18 protein-coding genes are annotated in these 19,352 nt (G+C 42.2%); 7 read left to right on the top strand and 11 right to left on the bottom strand.

The annotated features are described in order from the left end of the window. Positions 1–56 precede the first annotated feature (56 nt). Positions 57–326 (bottom strand): hypothetical protein, encoded by a 270-nt coding sequence (locus RMY27_RS24375; RefSeq protein ID WP_069069307.1) that lies wholly within the window; start codon positions 324–326, stop codon positions 57–59. Between the two features lie 500 nt (positions 327–826). On the opposite strand from RMY27_RS24375, the gene RMY27_RS24370 reads away from it, so the two are divergent. Continuing rightward, a complete protein-coding gene (locus RMY27_RS24370; RefSeq protein WP_322667458.1) occupies positions 827–2,125 on the top strand; it encodes a sodium:proton antiporter in 1,299 nt (432 codons plus the stop codon). A 192-nt stretch (positions 2,126–2,317) separates the two neighbouring features. On the opposite strand, the gene RMY27_RS24365 is transcribed toward RMY27_RS24370, so the two are convergent. Continuing rightward, positions 2,318–2,707 (bottom strand): hypothetical protein, encoded by a 390-nt coding sequence (locus RMY27_RS24365; RefSeq protein ID WP_322667457.1) that lies wholly within the window; start codon positions 2,705–2,707, stop codon positions 2,318–2,320. A 242-nt stretch (positions 2,708–2,949) separates the two neighbouring features. After that, positions 2,950–4,056, bottom strand: coding sequence for a saccharopine dehydrogenase family protein (locus RMY27_RS24360; protein ID WP_322667456.1), 1,107 nt, complete (start codon positions 4,054–4,056; stop codon positions 2,950–2,952). A 156-nt stretch (positions 4,057–4,212) separates the two neighbouring features. Here RMY27_RS24360 and RMY27_RS24355 point away from each other — a divergent pair, with 156 nt between their 5' ends. Continuing rightward, on the top strand, positions 4,213–4,992 hold the full coding sequence (locus tag RMY27_RS24355) for a class I SAM-dependent methyltransferase (protein WP_322667455.1): 780 nt from the start codon (positions 4,213–4,215) through the stop codon (positions 4,990–4,992). 18 nt (positions 4,993–5,010) lie between these two features. On the opposite strand, the gene crtD is transcribed toward RMY27_RS24355, so the two are convergent. Then, positions 5,011–6,519 (bottom strand): C-3',4' desaturase CrtD, encoded by a 1,509-nt coding sequence (gene crtD / locus RMY27_RS24350; RefSeq protein ID WP_322667454.1) that lies wholly within the window; start codon positions 6,517–6,519, stop codon positions 5,011–5,013. 365 nt (positions 6,520–6,884) lie between these two features. On the opposite strand from crtD, the gene RMY27_RS24345 reads away from it, so the two are divergent. After that, entirely contained in the window at positions 6,885–9,089 is a 2,205-nt protein-coding gene (locus RMY27_RS24345) for a hypothetical protein (RefSeq protein WP_322667453.1), read from the top strand. Positions 9,090–9,271: 182 nt separating this feature from the next. Here RMY27_RS24345 and RMY27_RS24340 read toward each other — a convergent pair whose 3' ends face one another. Next, on the bottom strand, positions 9,272–9,427 hold the full coding sequence (locus RMY27_RS24340) for a hypothetical protein (RefSeq protein ID WP_322667452.1): 156 nt from the start codon (positions 9,425–9,427) through the stop codon (positions 9,272–9,274). Positions 9,428–9,536: 109 nt separating this feature from the next. On the opposite strand from RMY27_RS24340, the gene RMY27_RS24335 reads away from it, so the two are divergent. The 3 genes from RMY27_RS24335 to RMY27_RS24325 all read left to right on the top strand — a co-directional run bounded on the left by RMY27_RS24335 (position 9,537) and on the right by RMY27_RS24325 (position 12,017). Next, positions 9,537–10,367 carry an SAM-dependent chlorinase/fluorinase gene (locus RMY27_RS24335; protein ID WP_322667451.1) on the top strand — a complete coding sequence of 277 codons (831 nt, stop codon included), beginning with the start codon at positions 9,537–9,539 and terminating at the stop codon, positions 10,365–10,367. A gap of 304 nt (positions 10,368–10,671) precedes the next feature. Then, the gene (locus RMY27_RS24330) at positions 10,672–11,328 is read left to right on the top strand and encodes a DUF2301 domain-containing membrane protein (RefSeq protein ID WP_322667450.1); all 657 of its coding nucleotides are present in this window, start codon (positions 10,672–10,674) and stop codon (positions 11,326–11,328) included. Beyond that, the gene (locus tag RMY27_RS24325; RefSeq protein ID WP_322667449.1) at positions 11,328–12,017 is read left to right on the top strand and encodes an ElyC/SanA/YdcF family protein; all 690 of its coding nucleotides are present in this window, start codon (positions 11,328–11,330) and stop codon (positions 12,015–12,017) included. Before RMY27_RS24330 ends, RMY27_RS24325 begins: the two co-directional genes overlap by 1 nt. Positions 12,018–12,119: 102 nt before the next feature. On the opposite strand, the gene RMY27_RS24320 is transcribed toward RMY27_RS24325, so the two are convergent. Beyond that, positions 12,120–13,256, bottom strand: a complete 1,137-nt coding sequence (locus RMY27_RS24320) for an alpha/beta hydrolase (RefSeq protein WP_322667460.1) — start codon at positions 13,254–13,256, stop codon at positions 12,120–12,122. A gap of 52 nt (positions 13,257–13,308) precedes the next feature. Next, on the bottom strand, positions 13,309–13,566 hold the full coding sequence (locus RMY27_RS24315) for a hypothetical protein (protein ID WP_322667448.1): 258 nt from the start codon (positions 13,564–13,566) through the stop codon (positions 13,309–13,311). 24 nt (positions 13,567–13,590) lie between these two features. On the opposite strand from RMY27_RS24315, the gene dprA reads away from it, so the two are divergent. Beyond that, positions 13,591–14,730: a DNA-processing protein DprA gene (dprA, locus tag RMY27_RS24310; RefSeq protein WP_322667447.1), complete on the top strand. Its 1,140-nt coding sequence runs from the start codon at positions 13,591–13,593 to the stop codon at positions 14,728–14,730. A 952-nt stretch (positions 14,731–15,682) separates the two neighbouring features. Here the strand turns inward: dprA and RMY27_RS24305 are convergent. From RMY27_RS24305 to RMY27_RS24290, 4 genes are all read right to left on the bottom strand, one after another. After that, complete coding sequence (locus RMY27_RS24305; protein WP_322667446.1) at positions 15,683–16,702, bottom strand: DnaJ C-terminal domain-containing protein; 1,020 nt, start codon at positions 16,700–16,702, stop codon at positions 15,683–15,685. Between the two features lie 120 nt (positions 16,703–16,822). After that, positions 16,823–17,437, bottom strand: a complete 615-nt coding sequence (locus RMY27_RS24300) for an AAA family ATPase (protein ID WP_322667445.1) — start codon at positions 17,435–17,437, stop codon at positions 16,823–16,825. Positions 17,438–17,512: 75 nt separating this feature from the next. Next, on the bottom strand, positions 17,513–18,802 hold the full coding sequence (locus RMY27_RS24295; RefSeq protein WP_322667444.1) for a glucose-1-phosphate adenylyltransferase: 1,290 nt from the start codon (positions 18,800–18,802) through the stop codon (positions 17,513–17,515). Between the two features lie 238 nt (positions 18,803–19,040). Then, entirely contained in the window at positions 19,041–19,340 is a 300-nt protein-coding gene (locus tag RMY27_RS24290; protein ID WP_322667443.1) for a hypothetical protein, read from the bottom strand. Between the last annotated feature and the right edge of the window lie 12 nt (positions 19,341–19,352).

Genomic DNA, 19,352 nt, shown 5'->3' with positions numbered 1-19,352 from the left:
TCTCACTCACACTCGACGCTCTATTATATGCAACTTCAATGTAAATTGATATTAGCTCAAGCTGCTTCCCGCAGTTGTGGTTGTGAGGGCACACTCACCTCTGGAAATGAAAGCGAGAGTTGTTCGGCTTGAGGTACTGCCGCTTGCTGCAAAACTTGAACTTCAATATTCACGCTGACCAAATAACTACCTGTATCAGCACCAACTGCTTCGGCAATGAGTTTAGCAATGTCTGGGCGTTTGGCAGTCAGCGGGTCACGTAAAATACACCGATCCCATTCATGCTTGGCAGTCGGATTGAGGTTGAGAATATAATGCTTCATCATCGAACTAACCCTTGAATCCATCTTCCAGAAGGTTTTCACAGAGCCATTATGCATTTGGCTAGGCTTTGTGGACGCTATACCCATTATAGTATATTTGTACTAAATTGAGCAATATCTAAGTCAGAAAGTAGGAAATATATCATGTCCCGCTAAATTTAACTTGCATAATTAGCGTAGGCTTTTCGGTCTATGCCACAAGAGTTATATAAATTTTGGATTAGATGTCGTTTAACTTACAAACCATTCGTAAAAGCGTATAGGTATGTCTTAGCGATATTCCCATGCAACATCCGATTAGTTAAAGGACTTCTAACAAATAATCAAAGTGCGATTTATACAATGGGCAAAGCCAACGCCAAATTTATCTATTCCCTTCTTCCCCAATTTGGTGATGTCTCTGAATTCCTAATCCTAGAAAATCTGTCCATAGGTAAATTCTCAGACAAAGCTATTGCAACTAAGCTTACAAAGCAACACCTTATATTTATGTAAATCGCTATATGGTAGATATCTATATTATTGACCTATTTGTGATTGGTCTACTTCTACTAATGGTCACATTAGGGTCAGGTTGGATTGCTCGTTTACCTCTTTCTTTTGCTCTTATCTATCTAGTAGTTGGTATTTTGCTAGGCCCTTATGCCTTTGGGCTGATTGAATTTCGTCGAGATGACGTTTTTAATGCCGAAGTGCTGGAAAAAATAACAGAACTTGTAGTAATTATTTCTGTGTTTAGCTGCGGCTTAAGAATTGTTCGTCCTCTAAGGTTGGGGACTTGGGGCATTACGGCGCGATTGATTGTATTTCTGATGCCAATTTCAATTCTTGCTCTGGCTGTTGTGGGTAAATTGTTTTTAGGGATGAATTGGGGAGAAGCCATTTTATTAGGAGCAATTCTTGCACCTACCGATCCAGTATTAGCATCAGAAGTACAACTGACCGATATAAACGACCAAGATGAGTTGAGATTTGGTTTAACTTCTGAAGGTGGGTTAAATGATGCTTTGGCTTTTCCCTTTGTTTATTTTGGTCTTTATGCAATAAAAGATGATAACTGGGGTAACTGGTTTAAACAGTGGATTGCGGTTGATTTAATTTGGGCGATCGCAGCTGGCATTGTTATGGGAATTGTTGTTGCCAAATCTATAGTTTGGATTGAGAAAAGAATTCAAAAACGCCGTCGTGCCGATGAGTTAATGGAAGATTTTATTGCTATCAGCACAATTCTAATAACTTATTCTTTAACAGAAATGGTGAATGGCTATGGATTCTTGGCAGTATTTGTTGCTGGATTAGTTGTCCAACGCAGTTACAGAAATCCTGAAAAACCGCTAGCACAGTTGGAATTTGTTGAGCAACTTGAAAAACTGCTGGAAGTTGGAACAATTCTACTATTGGGATCAATATTATTATTCAAGCCAATGCTCAACTACGCTATGCAATCTTTATTAGTAATAATTTTATTATTATTTATAATCCGACCTGTAGGAGTTTGGATTAGCACAATAGGCAAACGCCCTGTAGAATCACACCGCCGAACCTTTCATCCAGGAACTAGATGGTTGATTGGATGGTTTGGTATTCGCGGTGTCGGTTCTTTATATTATCTCGCCTACGCCTTTGGTAATGGCTTAAAAGGTGAAGCTGCTGAACAAATTGCTTGGATAACTTACACTACTATTGTAGCTTCTGTAATTATACATGGCATCAGTGCGACTCCATTAATGAAGTGGTATGAGCGCAATATTGCTAATAAGATAAAGTCTAATACTCCCGCCACAATAGATGAATTTGAGTAAAAACAAATATAGGGTATGTTATGCCCAAGGCTAACGCACCTTAAATTTTTGATGGTGCTGTACTCTCAGCGATAACATACCCTAAAATTTAAATTTATAAACCTGTGATTCAAAACATGAAAGAGGCTTTGAATATTTATTACTCCCCAACGTTAGTTAGTAAGGAAACTGTTGGGGATTAGATATAATTCCCTATTTACCCGTTACCTTTTCAATAACTTCTTTGGCTTTTTCACCAAAAGTTTCTGGGGGATTTTGTTTTTGTTCAGCCTTCAAATTTCTTTCGTAAGTCTTCTCTATAGTATTAAGATTTTTTGAATCTTTTATTGCTTGTTCATAAGCTTTTTGTCTGTCTTCTTCTTGAATGCCAACACCTGGATCAAATTCGTTAGCACGATTAATTTTTTCTTCAGAATTTGGTTTATACTCCGGCGGTATTAGCTTTAATTCTTCAAGAGTAGTTGCATAACTAGGTTGCTGAACGAAAATGAACGAGCATGACAAGCTGATGAAAATTATTAAGCCAATAACCAAGAAGCTTGAACGCAATGCTTGTTTTAAAGTTAATAGAATTTTTTGCACGAAAAACCCCTCCTATTGTGCTGTTATAAGCCTTAGTCATGTATAAATATATTCAATATTTCAGGCTCACAGGCATCCTATATGTTTAGGTACAGTTCTTACTTCTACCGCAAGGTATATTAATTTTTACCTAAAGTAGAGGCGTACAAATGTACGCCCTTACCTCTGTATCTGAATATTTCGTAAGTAAAATCGGATGAAATGAAATTCTCACCCAGTGTGTTTAAAGCAAGCGTATTAACCTATAACCAACTGTGATTAATTTTAATTCCTCGACTTTGGATTACCTCTTCAAATAAATCTGTTGGTAATGCTTCTTCCACAGCAAAAACACCTGGTTTCTTGAGTTTACCTTCTAGCAATAATTGGGCAATACTACCTGTGCCGCAACCAGAAGCCACGGCTGTATTTTCATGCACTACAGTTGAACAATAAACGGCAGTTTCACCATCTTTTTGCCCTGTAACTTCTGAACGAACTGCTACACCAATCCCACTAAAATTATTAGTGACATCTGTCATTGAATGGCTGACATGAGACAGAAATTCAATCATGTAACGACGCTGCATTAACCACTTGGGGAAAACGTGTGCCGCAATCCAAGTTAGGTGATTGTAAAAATCGGGAACAGAGCCAAACTTAGTAATTACAGTTTTTACAGATGGGAAAGCTTTGGGCAGTGTAAAAGTTTCTGGCATATCAAACCAGTAAACTCCGGTGCGTCCATAAGGCGGTGGAAAATTAACTAATTCTCTTTCACTATAAGGCTTGATTATCTTCCATTTGCCATCTATCCAAGTCTCAAAAGGATACTGCAACCCAAGAAAAGTTGTCCGCATGACTGTAATGCCAGCACCGCCAGAACCGGAAACTAAATAACTTAAATGGATCTTTTCCGGTTTATCAAATTGTTCAACACCTTGACGTACCATGCTGTTAGAAATACCAGGAAAAATGCCAGTATTAATAATTGCTGTCACACCAGCAGCAGCAGCCTGTTCACTAAAATTGAGAGCTTTGCTGGTATAAGAACGATGGTCGCTGACATCTACATAGTTAACGCCTTGAGCAATACAGGTTTCGAGAACATTAGTATCTCGATAGTGAAATGGGCCAGCACAGTGAATGACTAAGTTAGAGTTTGCGATCGCATCTCGCAACTTGTCAACTTCTGCCAAGTCCAATACCAAAAACTGTACTTGTCCTCCCGAAGACAAGCTAACAGCCTTCCCAAACTCCGCAGAACGTCCAGTAATCGTAATTTGAGCCTGCGTATGGGTAGCGAGATCCTGAGCAACACTGCTACCAATCCGCCCTCGCCCACCTAAAATTAAAACGCTGTCTGTCATTACTCCAGCATTCGCAACAATAACTTAATTTGACCAGCTTTGTGTCCTGTTTGCCATCGGTTATAAGTATGACTTGCCTTTACAATCAAGGCAGAGTTTTCAATTACAGTTAAATTGCTCCCCGTACTAACCTGTATTCATTGTTGATCTGCTAATATGCCAATGATGTCATCAGCCTACTGCAAAGGAACAGCACGTATGGAGCAGACAGGCCCAAATTTCTATGATGATGAGGCGGTTTTTGCAACCTACATACGCCGTCGTCAAGGTAGAGATACGCCGAATGATACGCTTGAAAAGCCAGTGATGATGGATCTGATTCGACCCATTACTGGTAAACGTATCCTTGATTTGGGGTGTGGTGATGCGGCAATTGGGCGAGAACTCCTCGATGGCGGCGCCGCGAGCTACACTGGTATCGAAGGCTCACACAAGATGACTGCCGTCGCAACCAAGACACTTGCTGACACGGATGGTCAGATAATTGAGCAGACGATTGAGAACTGGATGTATCCACAGGCAGCATTTGATCTAGTTATTGCGCGACTCTCCCTGCATTATGTCGCTGATTTAGCACCAATTTGCACCCAGATATTCCACACACTCACACCTGCGGGACTCTTTGTTTTTTCGGTCGAGCATCCTGTAATCACTTCTTCTGACGCTGGATGGACTTCTGGGACGCTCCGCCAAGATTGGATTGTCGATAACTATTTTACGACCGGACTGCGAGTTACGGATTGGCTCGGCGGCACGGTGCAAAAGTATCACCGCACGGTGGAAGACTATTTTCATCTCCTCAATGCAGCTGGATTTATGATTGAGGATTTGCGTGAAGCGTGTCCGCAACGCGAACACTTTCACGACGTGCAAACCTATGAGCGACGAAAACGTATTCCTCTGTTTTTGATATTCGCAGCACGCAAGCCTCGATAGCACAAGCGCATCTAATTTTTAAGCTTCAATTTGCCTAACTACCGTTAGCGCTGAATAACTCACCCCAGCAGTACCTTCGCCGGGATGGGTGGAGTCACCAACTAGCCACAAATTTTGGATTGGTGTCCGATTAGCGAATCCAAAGGGGCCAAAGGTAGGTATTCTTTGACCAATACCGCCAACTATACCGCGATCGCGGGCTGTAAAATGGGCAAAGGTACGCGGTGTTGCGGCTTCTTGATGAATAATCGTTTCTGGTTTGAGATAGAAATATTGGGCAAGACGAGCGATCGCTTCTTGGGTAAACTTTTCTTTTAGTCCTTCATAATCATCAGTCTGCCACCACTGTGCAGGATCGACAAATGAAGAAGCAATAATTGTCGCTTTCCCCTGCGGTGCGCGGCCATCTCCAGGATGACTAACGGAAACAAATAGAGAATTATTCTCGCCAATGGGGCCATTGACATCATACAAAAATTGCAGGTGCGGAGGACATTCAGGCGGAATCGCGCTGGCATCTACACCCAAATAAACCACAAAAGCACCCGATGCTTGAGGCAGTTTTTCCACCCGATTTTTATAACCAGATGGCGCTTGTTCTCCCAATAACTGCACCAAGTTTTGCACGGTGACATTGCTAACTATGTGGTCGGCGGCTTCTGTCCAGACTTCGCCAGTTTTCTGATTTCTAATGACTACAGCAGTAGCTTTACCGTTTTCTACTTTGATTTGTTCTACTGTGTGGCGCATCAATAATTTGCCGCCATCTCTCTCTAAAGATTGTACCAAGCGATCGCTTAATACTTGCATACTTCCCTGGAGGTGAAACAATCCTTGAGGTAGTTGTGATACACTCAACGCTGTGGCGGCATAAAGTAATGCTGTGTTCTCTGCATCTACCTGGGAGTATAGCTTTAGTTGCAAATCTAAAAAAGTTCTTAGTCGTCGGTCATTTCCCAGCCCACAGAACCGTAAAGCATCTCCTACCGTAAACAAGGTGAAGGGTACGGTAATTAATGTACTCGGACGCACCGCCTGAGTTAGCTGCCACAAATCCCATAAATTACGCGGTGGTAGCACCGGGTCGCGTCCTTGAAATTCCCAACTAGCATCAAATAAAGTTGCCATCAACTGCCAAAATGGTTCGCTACCAGGAAACTGTTTTTGTCGTTCCTCTTGCCATTTCTCTTGGTCGCGCCAAACGTTGATGGGTGTGGTTTCCCCAGGTAAATACACCGCACAAGCAGGGTCGCAAGGCGTTGCTTGTGGCAAATCTATTGACAATTCTGAGAAAATCCGGTGGTGAATTCCCCCTGGTTCCAACCCCGCCACCTGAGTTGCTCCCACATCAAAGGTAAATCCCTGGCGTTTAAACGTTGAAGCACAACCTCCTGGTACGAGGGCTTGATCCAAAATTAAGACGCTGTAACCTCTATGAGCTAATAATGCTCCAGCAGTCAGTCCACCTATTCCTGCACCGATAACAACGACATGAGAGTTACTTTTGTCAAGAGAAATGCTGGACATTAATGAGTTTCTTTAAAATTCTTAATACTTTTACTTATAATTTTACCTTCTTTGCGCCATCTGTGCCCAGCGTACTGCAAACAAACCTAACCTCTAACCCCCAACCCCTTCCCTTGAGGTGTAAAGCTGGCACTCAAAGGGCGTTAAGCGTAAGAAGTAGTACAAGGAGCTTACAAGCTATATCAACACCAACGGTTGGAAGCTAAAGTGAGTAAAGCTTTGCTCGATGACATGAGTTTGTCTCAACGCCATTTAATTTGTCACCGTGCATCCGTGTACTTTTGTAAAGATTGCATAAGAAATTACGTAAAGTTATCTGCTTGATAGTGATAAATAATAAAGGTTTCATTTAAGGATGAAATTATATGTCAGTATCAGCTTCTTTAGACCTGCCTAAAACTTTCTTCCTCAACAGCTTACTAGGAGCTAATCAAACAATTTATTTAGATTTCGACGGCAATATCACCTCTGGTACTTCCTGGAACACAAGTGAACGTCCAGCTAACATTATCACCCCTGCCTTCGACTTCGATGGCGATACAGCATCCTTTAGCTCGGCTGAACTTGAAACAATTCAGTATATCTGGCAGCGCGTCGCTGAGGATTTCAGCCCGTTTAATGTTAATGTCACAACGCAGGCTCCAGCAGATATTAACGATCTGATTAAGAGTGGCAGTGATGATACTCGCTGGGGAGTGCGTGTTGCGATCGGCGGTAGCAGTTACGATTGGTATGGTAAAGGAGCCGGAGGAGTCGCCAAACTTGGTTCTTTCAACTGGAATAGTGATACTCCTGTCTTTGTTTTTGCTAAAAATACGATAAACGGTGATGAGAAGGGGACGGCTGAGGCTATCTCTCATGAAGTAGGTCATACGCTGGGACTCAAGCATGATGGACGAATAACCCCCGCTGAAGAATACTACGAAGGACATGGTAGTGGAGAGACTGGCTGGGCATCGGTCATAGGATTGGGGTATTACCAGGAGTTAACCCAGTGGAGTAAAGGCGAGTATGCTTCTGCTAACAATACTGAGGATGATTTGCAAATTATTACGACCCAAAATGGGTTCACCTACCGAGCCGATGATTGTGGTGATGCAATTGCGACAGCAAAGCCACTAACCATTTCTGGTACGTCTATCAGTGATAGTGGCATCATTGAGCGCAATACAGATCTAGATTTTTATAGTTTTTTCACAGGTACTGGTCTGATTAGCTTGATAGTGAATCCTTTTAGTCGAGGACCAAACTTAGATATTTTGGCAGAGCTATACAATTCTGCTGGTACCTTAATTGCATCGTCCAATCCAACAGATTTACTATCTGCAAGTATTACAACAAATGTCGTTGCTGGAAATTATTACCTCAAAATTGATGGTATAGGAAAAGAAAATCCTCTTTCAACTGGCTACACGGATTACGGCAGTTTGGGGCAGTACTTTATCAGTGGTACTCTAAACTTTAATAATATCCAGCGATGGGCAACTGGACAAGGCGGGTTTTGGGATACTCAAAAATGGCTAGTCGGCGATTTTAACGCAGATGGGAAAGATGATTTAGTCAACGTCTTCAATGATGGGGGTCTAGCTAGTATCGATACTCACTTATCTAATGGTGGGAGTTTTGATCTCCAGCGATGGGCAACTGGACAAGGCGGGTTTGAGGATACTCAAAAATGGCTAGTTGGCGATTTTAACGCAGATGGGAAAGATGATTTAGTCAACGTCTTCAATGATGGGGGTCTAGCTAGTATCGATACTCACTTATCTAATGGTGAGAGTTTTGATATCCAGCGATGGGCAACTGGACAAGGCGGGTTTGGGGATACTCAAAAATGGCTAGTCGGCGATTTTAACGCAGATGGGAAAGATGATTTAGTCAACGTCTTCAATGATGGGGGTCTAGCTAGTATCGATACTCACTTATCTAATGGTGAGAGTTTTGATATCCAGCGATGGGCAACTGGACAAGGCGGGTTTGGGGATACTCAAAAATGGCTAGTCGGCGATTTTAACGCAGATGGGAAAGATGATTTAGTCAACGTCTTCAATGATGGGGGTCTAGCTAGTATCGATACTCACTTATCTAATGGTGGGAGTTTTGATATCCAGCGATGGGCAACTGGACAAGGCGGGTTTTGGGATACTCAAAAATGGCTAGTCGGCGATTTTAACGCAGATGGGAAAGATGATTTAGTCAACGTCTTCAATGATGGGGGTCTAGCTAGTATCGATACTCACTTATCTAATGGTGAGAGTTTTGATATCCAGCGATGGGCAACTGGACAAGGCGGGTTTGAGGATACTCAAAAATGGCTAGTTGGCGATTTTAACGCAGATGGGAAAGATGATTTAGTCAACGTCTTCAATGATGGGGGTCTAGCTAGTATCGATACTCACTTATCTAATGGTGAGAGTTTTGATATCCAGCGATGGGCAACTGGACAAGGCGGGTTTGAGGATACTCAAAAATGGCTAGTTGGCGATTTTAACGCAGATGGGAAAGATGATTTAGTCAACGTCTTCAATGATGGGGGTCTAGCCAGTATCGATACTCATATTTGGTATTGAGCCAAGACAGGCGTAAAAATCTGTAATCTAATCTGAACATGGGAAGTGAGGTTTCACATGAATCTCAGTGCCATTAGAGTAAGAATTATGAGCTTTTACCAAAATTGCCAGAAAACCCTCTAAAAAGAAAAAACCCGCCGTAGCGGGTTACACAACAAAACTATGAACAATGAAAACTTGATTTAGCTGGAATACCTCATTTCAGCTTCCAGTTGACGGATTAGCTGCTCGTCGCCTTTTGCTCTAGCTATTTCCAAGCGATGCTCTAGGCTTTTTTGAATATTCGCTCTGTGAGTTTCTCGTGATTTGCTCAGACTTTGTAGTCTATTTTGACTCATAGTGATTACCTACTTTAGTTTTTCAATTTATGTCTTGTATTCTTAACATAGCATACATTTTGTAGCTGTTGCTACAGAAAATATATTTTTTATATATTCTTACCAAAATATGTCTAATAACCAGATAGATCGACAACCCCTTGTGACTTTACTGAGCGATTTCGGCGATCGCGATGTTTATGTAGGCATAATGAAGGGAGTCATAGCCCAAATCAACCCCAGACTGACGGTAGTAGACTTAACGCACCAAATTCCGCCACAAGACATCGCCGCAGCTAGGTTTAGCCTGATGAATGCTTATGCCCATTTCCCAGTTGGGACAGTGCATCTGGCAGTAGTAGATCCAGGTGTGGGAGGTAAGCGACGAGCGATCGCAGTAGAATTTGCTCAAGGGTTTTTGGTCGGGCCAGATAATGGTATATTTAGCGGGTTACTTAGTCAAAGTCCTGCGATCGCAGCCGTCGAACTTACAAATCTTAATTATTGGCGCACTCCTCAACCAAGCAAGACTTTTCACGGTAGAGATATCTTTGCACCAGTAGCAGCTAATCTTGCTAGTGGTGTCCCCCTCAAACAGCTAGGGCAAGAAATTGATCCAGTAAGTTTGGTAAACCTGGATATAGGCAACTGCAAGCAGACAACCATTGGTGTAATGGGTTGCATTCAATATATTGACCATTTTGGCAACCTAGTGAGTAACATTCCAGCGAGTTACGTGCAAGGCAAAACTTGGTGTGTGCAAGTTGCTGGATTGAGTGTACCAGGCCGTGAAACTTACGGTGAGGTCAAAGTGGGAGAGATAATAGCTTTAGTCGGCAGTCACGGCTGGGTAGAAATTGCCATTAATTACGGAGATGCTCACTCACAATTACAGATTAATTTACAAGATCCGCTAGAAGTCTTGTTTTTTTCAGAAAATCAGACCAGTGAATATTGTTAAAGTTAAGACAGTGAAAAATAACCAGGCTGCAAAGTGCCTGTTACTGATTTGTAGGAAAGTCAAAGAAAGTGGAAAATCCTAGATATAAAACAGAGGGTGAGCAACTGCACACCACTTAAAAACAAGCATTTTCATTCACCATAGGCAGTGCCGATTCTACAAAAATTTCCAGAAAGCAACTGCTAAAAGACGTAAGTTTAAAAATGGTGACATGAAGTTCGCCTTATTGCTCATAATAATAAAAGTAACCCTTGAGCAATTTCCTGTTGTACTCTACTAGAGAATCATAATTATATTCTTAGCTATGACTACACAAACACTCTCTGCACCAGAAGTTTATCAAGGTCAGTTTGGGGAATTTACAATTACTCAAAGCGATCGCACTGGCGTAATTATCTACCGTGCTGGATTGATAGTAGCAGCACTGAGCTTTGCCATCGGCAGCGCCTTGATTTTACTCAACAATAACCCAACTGTTGTAACTTTACTGACACCTCTATATGCTTGTTTTAGTCTCGCTCTTGGTGTAAGTTTATTTACAATCCATATCTATATGGCATCACTGCACCGAACGTTGCAAGTTTTTTGGGCGATCGGTAGTATCGCATCAGTGATTCTGGCAATCACTAGTAGTGAACCTTTAGCTCTTGCTGTTTACAATCAGCCAATTACCTTATTTGGAGTTGGTTTTATCTTCGTAGCTTTGACAGGTATTTATTTTAAAGAAGCTTTTTGCTTCAATCGCCTGGAAACTAAAATATTAACCCCAATTGTACCGCTACTGTTGTTAGGACATTTGGTAGGAATTTTACCAACTCAGGCAGAAAGCATTTTATTAGTAACTTGGGCGATATTATTTTTAGTGTTTGCTCTGCGAAAGACAGTGCAAGCAATTCCTGCTGATATTGGAGATAAGTCTGTGTTTACCTACTTGAAAGAACAACGTTTAGCTAAGGTTTAATGCGGATAAAAAATCGTCGGTGTCAAAAATTTCCCAAAATCAAACTAATCAAACGCCAAGAAATGTGGACACTTACGGCTCAAGGGTGGGCGATTGCAATCGCTTTGATTGCCTATTTAATATTTTTCCTTTTTACTCATGTACACTCATTTCTCGCCGTAACTGCCCCGCTCAAATCAGCAGAAGTATTAATTGTTGAAGGATGGCTACCAGATTACGCTATAGAAGAAGCTTTGACTGAATTTAAAACCGGTTCTTATCATCAAATAATTACTACCGGAGGCACATTAGGAAAAGGAAGTTATCTTACCGGATATAATAATTTTGCAGACGTGTCGGCTGACACCTTTATAAAACTCGGTTTAGAAGCAGAAAAAGTAGTAGCTGTTCCGACACCTTTTGTGGTTAAAGATCGTAGTTATGCATCTGCTGCTGAATTTGAACGTTGGCTATCCAATTCAAATTTAAAGATAGAATCGATTAATCTTTTTTCCTTGGATGTTCATGCCCGTAGGAGTTGGTTTCTTTTTAAAAAAATACTTACCCCTGACATTAACGTTGGTGTAATTGCTGGCAAAACGCAAGATTATAATCCAAACAAATGGTGGAGTTCTAGCGAAGGTGTGCGGACGGTTCTTGATGAAGGCATCGCTTATATTTATGCACGATTTTTGAATTGGAAAGCCTAACGGTGATACAGCAGAAATATTTGCTTCGGCAGCCATTTAATTTTTAATTTGAGATTTTGGATTTTTCAGTCAATCCAAAATCCAAAATTAAAAATGATATTACTACTGACCCAAGATTTGTAATAATGCTTGTCGATAAATTTTCAAACCCTCTGCATTCAAATGGTCGCCATCACTGGTAAAATTTTCTTTAAGAACATTATTTTCATATAATGATGCTAGTCCAGCTGCGGCAACTGGTACTTTTTCTGTTTCAGCAACTTGATTAATCAGAACATTAATCTGTTCAACTCTAGAACGTGGGGCTGCTACTGTTGGATCTGAGCTTGCTGCAACTGTCGAATAAAAAGCCGGAATCAGAAAAATCTCTTTAGTTCCCATTGTACGCAGAAGTGCGATCGCCTCTTGCAGATTTTTGCTAAATAACTCATCACTAATTCCATACAAAGCATCATTTGCACCAATGGCAATAATGGCTTTTTCGCATTTCACCTTGGTAGGAATTAAACTTTTCAGTTGTTCTAGTAATGAGATTGTACTCAGACCATTTAACCCAAAATTAAAAGTACCATTCCCAAGGGTATTGCCAAGTCCAGCCGAAATAGAATCGCCAAATAAGCAACCTGAGAACTGTTTATTCTGGGCGGCGAGTGTTTGATATTGTAGGGCAATTTTCCCTAAAGGTGAAGAACTTACGTCATCTTTCGGCCGCGCATCAGCAGAACTAGCAGAGGAATTTGCCATGCCGACTAGCTTCTGAATTTTTGACACGTCAATAACTAGTTGATTACTGGGATAGGCTTCTAGAAAGCTGGTTATTCCTAGACCATCTGGTGATTTTGCTCCGATAATGAGCGCAGATCGTAGTGCTTGTATACTGGCTTGATCGCGACGAGCGATCGCTTGGGAAGCAAAAGACAAAATTTGCTTGCCCATTCCTGTGTTTACCAACTTATCTAAAGCCACAATATCAAGCGACATTTTCACTTGAAGGGCTTCTTGAAATTTCTGTTTCTCTTTAGCGCTGAGGTAATCCAAAAAAGATTGCAGATCGGCAGAAACCTTTTGTGTTTCGTCATAGTTGCGTATATCTGCCACCGGAATTGATTGCTCAAACAATCCGTACCTGACGGTAACTTTTTCGGCTGCCCAACTAGGTAATAAACCAAGTCCACTATGCAGCAGTAAAAATATTAAGCACCCAGATAGGCTTATTAGAAGACGATAGAAATATTTCATCACAGAAGATAAGAAGATAGATAGTCAATAGTTAATAGTCAAGAGTCAAGAGTCAAAAGTCAAGGGGAATTAGGAATTGCGGATTGAGCATAGAGAACAGACAAGGTGACAAGGAAGAAGAGGGAGACAAAGAAGAGGCTTGTTCAATAATTCCCCCTTGTCTCCTCTGCTCCCCTGCTCCCCTGCCCCCCTGCCCCTCTGCTCCCCTGCTCCCCTGCTCCCCTGCTCCCCTGCCCCTCTGCTCCCCTGCTCCCCTGCCCCTCATCCCCACCTCCACATCAACAGCCAACCCCAATTTGGGAATACTCAATCCAGTAGGCGTGAGGATAGAACGGTGGTAGAAGAAGGCGCATATTGGCTAGCTTGGGCACAAATTTCCGGAATTGGGCCAGTATTACTGCGACGGCTGCAACAGCATTTTGGCACGCTGGCAACAGCTTGGAACGCTACTAAGGTACAGTTAGGAGAAGTAGAGGGTTTTGGTTTTCAGACACTAGAAAAAGTAGTACAACAGCGATCGCGTTTGCACCCAGAACAACTATTCACCAAGCACCAGCAGGAAAATTCTCATTTCTGGACACCAGCAGATGCAGATTATCCCCGTTTACTGCTAGAAACTCCGAGTCCACCGCCGATTTTGTACTATCGCGGTGAAGTCGAACTCCAAGAAAATCTTGGACAAAAACCAATGGTTGGGATTGTCGGAACCCGCCAACCTTCAGAATATGGTATCCGTTGGACTCGCCAAATTAGTACAGCTTTAGCTAAAAATGGCTTTACAGTCGTTTCTGGTATGGCAGAGGGAATTGACACTGAAAGCCACATCGCCGCCATGAAAGCAGGTGGACGCACGATCGCAGTTTTGGGAACTGGTGTAGATGTCATCTATCCGCATAAAAATCGGGATTTATACAAGCAAATTTTGACGGCTGGGCTAGTCGTCAGTGAGTACCCCACAAAAACCCCACCCGATCGGACTCATTTTCCCCGTCGCAACCGCATTATTGCAGGCTTAAGCCGCGCCATCCTAGTAATGGAAGCGCCTTTAAAATCTGGTGCCTTAATTACTGCTACCTACGCAAATGAATTTGGTAGAGATGTCTATGCATTACCTGGAAGACTAGACGATTATCCATCCCAAGGATGCTTAAAGTTACTGAGTCAGGGAGCTTCCTTCATTCTTAAGGAATTAGACGAACTGTTAACAATGCTAGGAGCAATACCACAAATTGATGCGATTGAGGCTTCTACAGCACTAGAACAGTTAATGCCAACATTATCGCCAGAATTGCAAACAGTAATGGATGCGATCGCCGCAGGCGTGCCGGAGGCACTCGCAAGTGATGCTTTACCCTTCGATTTTATTGTCCAACAAACTGGTATGGCTGCTGGCTCAGTTTCCAGTGCTTTGTTACAATTGGAACTTATGGGTTTCATTTCGCAACTACCAGGTATGCGGTATCAAAAAAGTTAAGAATCAAAAGATAACGACATTATTTAGCTTTGTTTTTAGGAACTTCCAGTTAAAAAAATATCCCGTCGTAGGGGTGCAAGGCCTTCATTGGTGTCAAATGAAGTTCAAACGCTTACCCTACAAGCATTTCACCCCACCCTAACCCTCCCCTTAGTAAGGGGAGGGAACTAAATTTTTTGTTTCCGCCCTTACCAAGCGATGCCCTGAGCTTGTCGAAGGGGGGGGATTAAGGCTGACAAGTGTAGGTTTTTTATGTGGGCATGAGTGGATACTCTCAAACAGAGTTCTAAAGGTGGTTCAAATAACGAAATTTCGTTCTTAGGTGGAAAATCAGAGACTAAAATTTGAGTTTTCAACCAACGCAAAAACCTCATTTCAGCCATGTTTGTAAAATACCTACACCTGTCAGGGGGATTAAGGGGGGTAATTTGACTTATGTGTACACCGTAGTTAGTGAGGGGTTTCGACGACTTAATTGGTAATTGAGCCGACGTCATATAACATCATTGCCAGGGTTTGACGTTAAGTTGACACCAATCTAAGGCCTTACGCCCCTACAAATCTATAAATAATTTGGGATAATTTATTTTTTGCAAGTCCCTTAGCAATTTAATCATCAGATTTCTGGCAATGTAAAAATACAATTTTTATATAAAAACAAATTACTTAAAATAATGAATCAGCGGGCTTTTGAATACCAAGTATAACTATTTTGCCTCGGAATACAATTCCAAGGCTAATAGTTCAAGTTCTCTTAACTGGACTAAACAACAATTATCTCAAGTTCGATTAAAAACTCGCCCGAACATCATTCAAGTCCACTTGAGTGAACAGTAGCTCAAAGCCCCAGAACTTAAGTTATAGACAGGATGTGGTTTAGCATAATACTTCGACTGTTACCAAAATGTGGGTAATGACGAGATTTTAATTATGGGGATTCTCTTTTTGCTTTTTAAAGCCTAAATTGGTTCAAATGACTACGGGGATTATAAGTACGTATAGCCCGGATTTTTTCATAATATTCCCGCTCTTGTTGGCTGAGGTCTTTTGGTGGAACGATCGCCACTTTCACTAACTGATCGCCTCGTCCACCTTTGGGAAGGGGCCAGCCTTTGCCACGTAAACGTAGAGATTGACCAGAACGCACTCCTGCTGGTAGTTTGACATTCACTGAACCATCGGGAGTGGGTACATCAATAGATGCTCCCAGAGTCGCTTCATCTGGTGTGATTGGCACTTCGCATACCAAGTTATCGCCTTCCATTTGGAAGAACGTGTGCGGCTGAAGTTCAACTTTTAAGTATAAATCCCCCCGTTGTTGAGTCATGGGGTTGATTTGACCTTTGCCCCGCACCCGTAGGCGAGTACCAGTTTTAGCCCCAGATGGGATGTTGACATCTATTGTTTCATTACCTAAACTGAAGCGTTTTTTCACACCATTAAATGCTTCAGCAAAAGTTAGAGCGATCGCAGCTTCACTATCCTGGGTACTACCCGCACCTCCATCTTGAAACCCAAAATCGTTAAAGCTGCTGCTAAAATGAGTTGAGGTACCTGGAGAAGTGCGGTAAGACTGACTTCGGGCGTGACTTTGGCGCCCCGCACCCGCACCACGAGGGGGAGAACCACCAAAGCGTCCTAGCAACTCATTAATGAACTCATCAAAATTGCCGTATTGAGTGAAGTCAAAGTTACCCATATCTGGGCCAGCACCGCCAGATGGGAAACCTTCACCAGCTTGTTTCCAATATTGACCAAATTGGTCATACTTTTTGCGTTTATCTGGATCTGACACAACTTCGTAGGCTTCGCTAACTTCTTTGAAGCGTGCCTCTGCCTGCTTGTTGTTTGGGTTGACATCAGGATGGTATTTGCGGGCTAGTTTACGAAAGGCTTGTTTAATTTCCTCTGAACTGGCAGTCTTGCTGACTCCCAAAATAGCGTAATAGTCCTTGAAGTCGGTTGCAGCCATCTACCAGCCTCCTATAGAAATTCCCGTTATGTTTTTTTTTAAGATGAGAGATATTGAATTTGCCTGGTATAGTGCCAAACAAAATGAATCTGATTTCAAATTAACAAAAAATATAGAAAATCAAGTGTGGTTCTCGCTCATCAAGGAATCGCAATTCCCGTACTCCGATTTTTCTGATAAGCGGCTGAGGCTGTCTAATCCTTCTTCCCGACTTGGGGGAGCATCCCGGAGTTGACGGTGCATCCGCAAAATAATTTCTTCTGGAACTTGGCGCGATCGCCTTTTATTCCGTGCCAAACACAGCCAAACTGGTGTATCCACCCAAATTCCCCTAATGTGGGTAAAGCCCAAGTTACGGGCGAAAGCAATGACTTCACGACGATGGCGGCGCTGGGCATTGGTGGCATCAAAAACAGCTGTATTAGTTGTGGAAATAGCTTGTTGAAATTGCCGCTCAATTTCGCGCCAAATCAGTAGCCACGATCCTTGAACAGCTTGGGAACCGAACAATTGCCCCCGAATGGCATCTGTAGAAATTAGAGCCATTTGGGGGCATTCTGCCAGTAATTGTTTTGCCAAAGTTGACTTACCGCTACCTGGAAGACCAATCAGCAAAATTAGTGCTGAGTGCTGAGTGCTGTTAGCGGAAGCGGGGCGTTTAGCCCGTGCTGAGTAAGAAGTTAAGAGTGAGGAGTTAGAAGTTAGGAGTGAAGAGTGATTAGAAGTTTTATTCATAACTTATAACTCATAACTTATAACTCATAACTCAGCACTCACAACTCAGCACTCACAACTCAGCACTCACAACTATTAAATGATTGTTCCATCAGGAATTACAGCATTTTTCAGTACGACAACGATGCCACTACGGATGTAGAAACCTTGACTTTCTCGGTCGGCTTCTTGCACGTTATCTTTATTGATAATTTTGACATCGTGACCGATACTGGCATTTTTATCAATGATGGCACCGCGAATAATCGAGTCAGTACCAATACCTACAGGTATATCACCTTTTTCTACGTTGCATTGGCGTTCTACAGAAGCTTGGTAAAAATCTGCACCCATGAGAAGGGACTCTTCGATAACACAACCAGATTCAATTCGCGATCGCACTCCCAAAACTGAATGTTGAATGCGGCAATTTTTCAAAATGCAACCTTCGCCGATAATTGATTCTGTGATCTGGCAATCTAATAGTTTACTCGGAGGTAAGTATCGAGCGCGGGTATAAATTGGTGCTTTCTCATCGTAGAAACTAAAAGGTGGCTGGGGCTGCTGAGTCAGCGCTAGATTTGCATGATAAAATGCTTCGATTGTTCCAATATCTTCCCAATAGTCATCAAAAAGATAAGCTTGAACGTTGTAATCTTTAGAGGCATCAGGAATAATTTCTTTACCGAAATCAGTCCTTTCTATTCCTTCTCTCAACAACTTGAACAAAACATCTTTTTTAAAGACATAAATCCCCATTGAGGCGATGTAAGGTTGTTGCTGGGCTTGTTCTTTTGATAATCCCAGTACGCTTGTATCAACCTGCATTTGGGTTAACGCTTCACCTTTGGGTTTTTCGCTAAAATCTATTACTCTACCAGAATCGTCAATTTTCATCAAGCCAAAATCTGAGGCGCGGCGCTCATCGATGGGGATGACTGAGAGAGTAATATCAGCCCCCGTTTCCCTATGGCGCTGGATAAAGTCGCGATAATCCATGCGGTAGAGGTGATCGCCTGAGAGAATTAGATATTCTTCTACATCCCATTCTTCCATTAACCATAAGTACTGACGTACAGCATCGGCTGTACCTTGGAACCAGTTAGGGTTTTCTGGTGTTTGTTGTGCAGCTAGCACTTCCACAAAGCCTTCATTGAAACCAGTAAAGTTGTAGGTACGGGCGATGTGACGATTCAGGGAAGCTGAGTTGAATTGTGTCAGGACGTAGATTTTGAATATTTCGGAATTGATACAGTTACTAACAGGGATATCGATTAAGCGGTACTTCCCCGCTACTGGTACTGCTGGTTTAGCGCGTAGTTTGGTTAGCGGGTAAAGCCGAGTACCCGCGCCACCACCAAGGATGATTGATAATACTTTTTTCACAAAATTTCTCCCGACTGCCTTTCAACTCTCACTCTCAGTTTAGGACTGTCTGCCACCACAGGTAAGGGGGATCGTCTGATTCTTAGGGATGAATTTTACAGAATGCTACTGATGATGGATAGTGAGGCTGATAAGGAGAAAAGATAGAACATTTGTATTAATTGGTTTGAGGAGAAGTAAGTGCGATCGCTATACCCGAAAAATTAACAGAGAATTGTTTTTGGAATATCACATCATATCAAGCACTGAAGCTACCTAAACTTTTCCTCTGATTTACCAAACGCAGTTGTTGTGATCGCTTCAGACTCATCACCCAAGGTTGCTCTGATAACTGTGAAATGGCATTTGGTGAAAGTGTTGCTGTGAAAATATCTTTGCCATTGCTACCACCGCTAATGCCTAAACTTTCTAAAAGAGCGATCGCTGCCGAGTCTAAAATTGGTTCTGTATGGATGAAAACCCCCAAACTCGGTTCCTCTAAGTTTTGAGTATCATTCAGCGCTGTAGCAAGTGCAGCATCTAGCTTTTGATAATTCATCACCAATTCCTT

The organism is Nostoc sp. DedQUE09, assembly GCF_034530915.1.
Lineage (GTDB): Bacteria > Cyanobacteriota > Cyanobacteriia > Cyanobacteriales > Nostocaceae > Nostoc.
Note: the sequence above shows the minus strand (reverse complement) of the source record. Positions and strands in the feature narration are given on the sequence as shown.